Raw genomic sequence first — 7216 nt, forward strand, 5'->3', positions numbered from 1 at the left:
CGGCAGATATATTGATATTTCTATTTGCTGTTTTTCATCGCTACAAATGACTTGGGATTTTCAACCACTAGGGCGATATAGATGATCGCAGCGACCATCATGAGCAGTGCAACAGTGAAAGTGCCGCCAAAGGATATTATTCCCCAGTCCATGAGTTTTCCCATGATGATCGGCAGGAAAATCATGGGCAGGATGATGCCGATATTCACCGCCGCGCAATAGGTGGTTTTATCCTCCGAAGGGCAGTAGAACAGAGTGGAGTTCGTATAACCGACATTATCCGATATCTGGCACATGCCGCTGACCACGAATGCGATAAAAATAATCGTTGTGCTCGATGATGGAACGAGCCAGGCCAGCACGGTATAAATTATGGCCAGTATCTGGGCGGTGATGAGCAGATATTTGGGACCCCAAACATCGGCGATCTTGGTAATGGTGAATCCGCCGATGAAAAGCCCGAGGCCGTTCAACGAGGTGAACCAGCCGCCGCTCGGATCGGAATAATTTTTCACTTTGATAAGGTAGGTGAGCAGAAAAGCCAGCATGATAATATGGCCGCTCATGAGCCATTTGCCGAAAATGAACTTCGTGAATGACGTATCCTCCAGATAGATTTTAAAGAATTTTTTAACATAAACGCCAAACGATGGAGCGGTTTTCACCACCTCGCCTTCCGTTTCCTTGAGGGTGAGAAGCATCAGGATCGAGATGAGGGTCATCACAAATGTGGCGGTAAAAACCAGCGCATAGTTATAAGGAGTGGGGAAGTGTTTATTCACTGCGACCATTGTGGGGCCAGTTAGAAAAATACCCCCGTATTCTATGGCAAACATGATGCCGAGGAGCTGTCCCAGCTTATTGGATGGAATCATTTTAAAGGCCATGGCGAAATAAGCGGGAATATAGAATCCTGCGACCACGGCAGCCCAGGCAAAACAGATAATGAAAACGGTGATCGTTTGCGAGGGATTAGCTGCGCCGGTGGCGAAAATATAAAGCCCCGCCACGAGAAATCCCACGCAGGAGAGGCTCAGGGAAGCTGCGATAAATTTCTTTTTAATCCGTTTGGATTCGGACATGTACGCGGCGAAAATCTGAGGTAATGCAAAACCACCCCAGAAAAGGGCCGAGATCAGTCCGATTTGAAGCGAGCTCGCCTTAAGGTAATTCATTAATCCCAGGGGTATCCCGATATAATAGGTCAAGCCGCCCCAGATGGTGCCGGCATATCCAAAGAGAAAAACGAAAACCAGGAGCTTGTAATACTCTTTCATGCTGCTTGCGGTCATTCAGTAATCCTCCCGTTTGATCAGGTTCCCGTTTCGATAGACGATTTCCGCCGTTTTACCCCTATCCCATGCACATAATATGTACAAAAAGAAATTCTTTTTCACCGTAAAGCGGCAAAAATTTCATGCATAATACAGCACCTTTTTTATTTTTCCAAGTGTAAAGTGAAATTCTTTGCGGGCTCCCTGTTTTTGCACAGCAAACAAATGACATCGGTACCATACACAAAGAATTTGTAATAAAATCTGCCCTCATGTATGTATATTGACTTCCGGTGTCACGATGCAATAATCTTTACACTTTTTCGAGCCTTTTGCAAAAGTCGAACTTGTTGGGTGAAGCCCCCTTCCTGTCCCCCAGAGGTGGCAGAAACTGACTGTGGAGCAACGACTTCCCTTGCCACATTCAGGGGGTAAACGGTTTCATCGTTCCCGCGAAGCGGCAAGGGATTGAGGGATAGGGGGCTGTAGTTGAAAAACTCTGGAAAAGGGACTTTATGCCGAATCTGCCGAAGGTAAAAGCTGTAATTTTGGTGCTCTGCCTGCTGGCAACGGTATTTCCGCGCCCGGCCGCCGGGGATTCCGACTGGCCGATGTGGAGGTATGACGCCGCACGGTCTGCCTCGTCTCCTTCCGACCTCCCCAAAACGCTGCAGCTTCTCTGGATAAACCAGTATCCTGCACGCATTCAGGTATGGGACGACCCGCTCAATCAGGATCTCATGCCCTACGACCGTGTATTCGAGCCGGTTGTCTCAGGCAAAACTCTGCTTTTAGGGTTCAACGATGCCGATAAACTAACCGCCCTGGACACGGAAACTGGCGGCGAGAAATGGCATTATTACGCGGACGGCCCGGTAAGACTGCCGCCGGTCGTTTGGAAGGAAAGGGTATATTTCACCAGCGACGACGGCTGCATTTACTGCCTGAATATCCGTGACGGCGGCCTGGTATGGAAATTTTCGGGAGCCCCCCGTGATCAGAGAATTCTCGGGAATGGCCGGTTGATCTCCACATGGCCCGCTCGCGGGGGAGCGGTGGTCAAAGACGGCGTCGTATACTTCGCAGCCGGAATCTGGCCGTTCATGGGAGTTTTCATCTACGCCCTCGATGCGGAAACGGGAAAAACCCTCTGGATCAACGACGGGGAAGGCGCACGGTATATGCTTCAGCCGCATAACGCTCCCGCTTTCGCCGGAATAGCGCCGCAGGGGGCGCTGGCGGTCGCCGGAAACCGGTTAATTGTCCCGGGCGGACGGTCGGTTCCGGCCTGTTTCGACATAAAGACCGGAAAATTCCTTTACTATGAACTGGCGGCCAACGGCAAATCCGGCGGTTCATTTGTCGCCGCCGGTGAAGGCATGTTTTTTAATCACACCCGGGAGAAAGTGACCGCACTTTACAGCCTGAATGATGGGCGTGAGCTTCTCCCGCAGGCGGGAATGTACCCGGTGATAGACCGTAACGCTGTTTATTTCTCGGGCGGCGCGATACGGGCCTTTGCCACCGACTGGACGGGAAAAACTCTCGATGCATGGGGGAAAAAGGGGCTTGATTCCAGAAAAGGGAGCGATGCTTTCGCCAGAGAGTTTCAGTCGAAACTCCTCTGGGAATACGAAGCTGATGCTTCAGGGGACCTGATCCGCGCAGGGAACCGTCTTTACGCCGCCGGGAAAGGAACGATAACCGCTCTGGAGCTGTCTTCCCCCGGTGGAAAACCTGCAATTGCATGGAAAAAGAAAGTAGATGGCGCGGTTGAACGGCTGGCCGCCGCTGATGGAAAGCTTTTCGCAGTGACTCTGGACGGCCGGGTCATGGCGTTCGGTGAAAAGAAGAAGGAAGCGATTCAGCGCTCGCTTCTGCCCTCCCCTTCCGAACCCTCCCGCAAAGAAACCGCAAAAGCTCTGGATATTATTTCCGCGGCGGGAATCAGCGACGGGTATGCGCTCGTGTACGGCGCTGTCGATGCAAATCTCCTTGAATCGCTTTCGGGAAGTTCAGGTCTCAGGATCATTGCGGTTGAGAGCGACCGGTCACAGGTGGAAGCCATGAGGCGAAGATTCGACAAAAACAGCCTCGCCGGAGGAAAAATTTCTGTCTTCGCGGGGGATTTCTCTTCTTTCAATACACCTCCCTACATGTCCTCATTGAGCATTCTTACTATTCCTAATCTGACTTCTGCGTTGAAAAAAGAATCGTTAAGTCTTCTCTACCAGTCACTGAGGCCCTATGGCGGAACGCTGCTCCTGCCGTATTCGGCAGAGGCTGAAAAGGTAATGAGGGATATTCTCGATAAAAGCGGTCTTTACGGCGTAAAACTCAAAAAATCGGGAAACTATCTGCTTTTGGTGCGTGAAGGCGCCCTGCCTGGCGCCGGCGTGTGGACCCACAATCTCGGCAATATCGCCAACACCTCGAAATCCGACGACAGCCTGGTGAAACTGCCGCTCGGAATACTCTGGTTCGGGGGAAGCTCGAACCTCGATGTGCTGCCCCGTCATGGGCATGGGCCGTCCGAGCAGGTGGTCGGCGGAAGGCTGTTCATCGAGGGAATCGACTGTTTGAGCGCCCGTGATGTCTATACCGGCCGTGTCCTCTGGAAGACGATGCTCCGCGATTTCGACAGCTACGGCGTCTATTACGATAAGACGTACAAAGATAATCCGACCAGTACGGAATATAACCAGGTGCATATTCCCGGTTCCAACATCCGCGGAACAAATTTCGTCGCTGCGGATGACCGCGTGTATGTGATCCAGCGGGACGGCTGCCATGTGCTCGATCCCGTGAACGGAAAAACCTTGTCTGTGTTCACTTTCCCTCCTGACACCACGAAAGCAAAAGTTTCCCAGTCCGAATGGGGATACATCGGGGTGTATAAAGATTTCCTTATAGCAGGAAAGGATTTTGTCCCCTTCGCGGATATTCTCATGAAAAAGAAGGGAGAATATTCTCCCCAGGAAGATTTCGACAGGAGCGCCAGCCGTTCGCTCCTCGTACTGAACCGTTTCAACGGCAAAATTCTCTGGAAGATCGATTCCGATATCGGGTTTCTGCATAACGGCGCAGCAGTCGGGAACGGCCGAATCTTCGTGCTGGATGCCTATCCGCCGTATGTCGAGGACATTCTCTCCCGAAGGGGGAAAACACTCCCCTCTCCCGGCAGGCTGTTCTCTCTCGACATTACCACCGGGAAACCGGCCTGGGAGGAAAAAAAGAATGTGTTCGGTTCATTCCTGGCTTACTCCGAGGAGCATGACATCCTTATCCAGTCGATGCGTCCTTCATCGGATATGGTGCTGGGGGAAACCGGGAAGCGCCTGAGAGCAATCAAGGGGACGAGCGGAGAAATGATCTGGGATAAAACTGTCGGATACAGAACATTCCCCATTATTCATGACGACCGGATAATAACGGAAAACGGCGCCCTTAACCTTATGACCGGAGAACCTGTTCTGCGGACGGATCCCTTGACCGGAGCGAAAACAGCATGGTCATGGAAACGCGAATACGGCTGCAATTATCCGGTGGCCAGCGAGAATCTCCTCTCCTTCCGCTCCGGCGCCGCGGGGTTCTATGATCTGGTCAGCGACAGCGGGACCGGAAATTTCGGCGGGTTCAAATCCGGATGCAGCGCCAACCTGATCGCTGCGGACGGCGTCCTGAACGCCCCCGATTACACCCGCACATGCAGTTGCGCCTACCAGAACCAGACCTCGCTCGCGCTGGTGAGCATGCCGCAGAATGAGATGTGGACATACTGCACGCTCGGAACACCGCAGGGGCAGATACAGCGGCTCGGTATCAATCTGGGCGCTCCGGGAGACCGCGCTTCCGAGAACGGCACCCTCTGGCTGGAATACCCCGTGGTCGGCGGGCCCTCGCCAGAGATTCCTGTGGCCATCGAGCCGAAAAATGTGGAATACTACCGCTTTCACTCGTCAAGAATCCGGGGCGGAGAACTTCCCTGGGTGAGCGCATCCGGCTGCACGGGGGCGCGGAAAATCACCGTTTCCTGCTCCAATAAAACGGCAAATCCGGGTTTATATACGGTCAGGCTCGTTTTTGCCGAACCGGACGAGCTTAAATCCGGTCAGAGAATATTCGATGTTCTCCTTATGGGGAGGCCTGTGGTCAGGAATCTTGACATCGTGAAGGAAGCCGGGGGGACCCGAAGGACTCTCGTGAAGCAGTTCCGGAATATCTTAATTAAAAAGGATCTGACCATCGAATTCAATCCCTCTATGGGGGAAAACGGAAAGCCGCCGGTGATTTCGGGTATTGAAATAATTAAAATGACAGAGTAAAAAAGTAAAAAGAGTGTCTGAACCATGATTTATGGGATTAAAGGATTGGCATGATTTTTTTATCCGGTTATGTCATTTGGTAAGTATTTATGAAAATATTACGCCGTGATTGCGCATTTAGATCCTGAAACGAGTTCAGGATGACACGTGTCATGCCGAACTTGTTTCGGCATCTATATATACGATCTCGAACCTTATCTAATGGCATACCCATATTTTTTCATTTTGTAATCATGGTAATCCTTTAATCCCATCAATCATGGTTCAGACAAGAATATGTAGGGAATAAAGATGAAAAGAACAACATGGTGGGGAGTGTTATTTGTATTGATGACCGCCGTCATGGGGTCGCTCTCGCTCGATGCCTGCGATGTCCCGGTCTTCCGTTACGCCCTGGAACGCTGGCTTCCTGATACGTATATTGTCTACGTTTTATTCAATGCGCCCCTGAACAAAGAGGAATCCGCCGCGATGGAATTACTCCGCAGTTCCGCAGGCGGCTCGGGGGCACGCCCGAATCTGAATGTTGTGGAGGTGGATGTGTCCAAGGGGATGCCGGATGACCTGAGACCTCTCAGGGATGGTTTTCAGGATCAGAGCCTTCCCTGCATGGCGCTTCGATTCCCAGAAGCAGTCGGATATAACCGGGCGCTCTGGCGCGGCCCCCTGACAACAGAAAACGCCCGTAAACTGCTGGAGTCCCCCATTCGCCGGAAAATCGCCGGACGAATCATCTCCGGCGACGCCGCTGTATGGGTGCTCCTGGAATCAGGAAACCGCAAGCTCGATGATGCCGCTGCCGATTCACTGAACGCCACATTCGCCGCTCTGAAAAAGCATTTTTTGTTATCGAGTAGAGACATTGCGCAAAAGGTCTCTGCTGTTTCACAGGATGGATCGAACCGAAGCAGCACCGCCGGATGGAAAATCTCATTTCCCCTTGTCCGCCTGCCCCGGGGGAATGCCGATGAATCCCTGCTTGAAACCCTGCTCATACACAGCGAGCCGGACCTCGTTGAATATTCGACCTTCCCGATGGCGTTCCCCGTGTTCGGAAGGGGAAGAGTGTTGTATGCCCTGGTTGGCCAGGGCATCACCGGCGCAAACATATCCAAGAGCTGCTTTTTCATGACCGAAGGTTGTTCCTGCGAGGTGAAAGCGCTGAATCCGGGAGTCGACCTCCTCATGACGGCGGACTGGGAGCGAGGTATCGGCGAAAGCTGGATAAACGCTTCGGAAACGCCGCCGCTCGCAGGGCTTCCGGTGATTCCCGCCTCTGGGGGTACAGAGGATACTCTGCAAGGAGCGGCATACGCCGGTACATCCCCTGATTCGGTTTCCAAATCGCCTGCAGAGCCGGGCGAAAATACTCTCGACCGTCTTCCTTCGGCTGCCGCCCGTAAAACGGCGGAGATTCCCGGAGCAAGGGCGGCATCTTTTTCACTGGAGAGGAATATCGTTATTGCTTTCCTGGTAATTTTTCTCTTAGCGGTCGTATTGACATTTTTTATCAGGAAAAGGAATGTCTGATTTTTCAATCATGGTAATCCTTTAATCCCAATACGGTTTACTTTAACGAAAAAGTACAAGATTTTTAAACCACGAACCACACGAAAG

At 52.0% G+C, this 7216-nt stretch carries 3 protein-coding genes; 2 read left to right on the forward strand and 1 reads right to left on the reverse strand.

Going from position 1 to position 7216, the window contains the following annotated elements; all coding sequences use genetic code 11:
- Positions 1-20: 20 nt before the first annotated feature.
- Positions 21-1292: an MFS transporter gene (locus Q8O92_02575; GenBank protein MDP2982200.1), complete on the reverse strand. Its 1272-nt coding sequence runs from the start codon at positions 1290-1292 to the stop codon at positions 21-23.
- 497 nt (positions 1293-1789) lie between these two features.
- Here Q8O92_02575 and Q8O92_02580 point away from each other — a divergent pair, with 497 nt between their 5' ends.
- Positions 1790-5599, forward strand: coding sequence for a PQQ-binding-like beta-propeller repeat protein (locus Q8O92_02580; GenBank protein MDP2982201.1), 3810 nt, complete (start codon positions 1790-1792; stop codon positions 5597-5599).
- A 291-nt stretch (positions 5600-5890) separates the two neighbouring features.
- Positions 5891-7129, forward strand: a complete 1239-nt coding sequence (locus Q8O92_02585) for a hypothetical protein (protein MDP2982202.1) — start codon at positions 5891-5893, stop codon at positions 7127-7129.
- The last annotated feature ends 87 nt before the right edge of the window (positions 7130-7216 follow it).

The sequence above is a fragment of the Candidatus Latescibacter sp. genome (assembly GCA_030692375.1).
Classification (GTDB): domain Bacteria; phylum Latescibacterota; class Latescibacteria; order Latescibacterales; family Latescibacteraceae; genus JAUYCD01.

Bases quoted from the DNA above. Each gene is read 5' to 3' on its own strand.
- Q8O92_02575 (MDP2982200.1), bottom strand. From the start codon at position 1,292: ATGACCGCAAGCAGCATGAAAGAGTATTACAAGCTCCTGGTTTTCGTT.
- Q8O92_02580 (MDP2982201.1), top strand. From the start codon at position 1,790: ATGCCGAATCTGCCGAAGGTAAAAGCTGTAATTTTGGTGCTCTGCCTG.
- Q8O92_02585 (MDP2982202.1), top strand. From the start codon at position 5,891: ATGAAAAGAACAACATGGTGGGGAGTGTTATTTGTATTGATGACCGCC.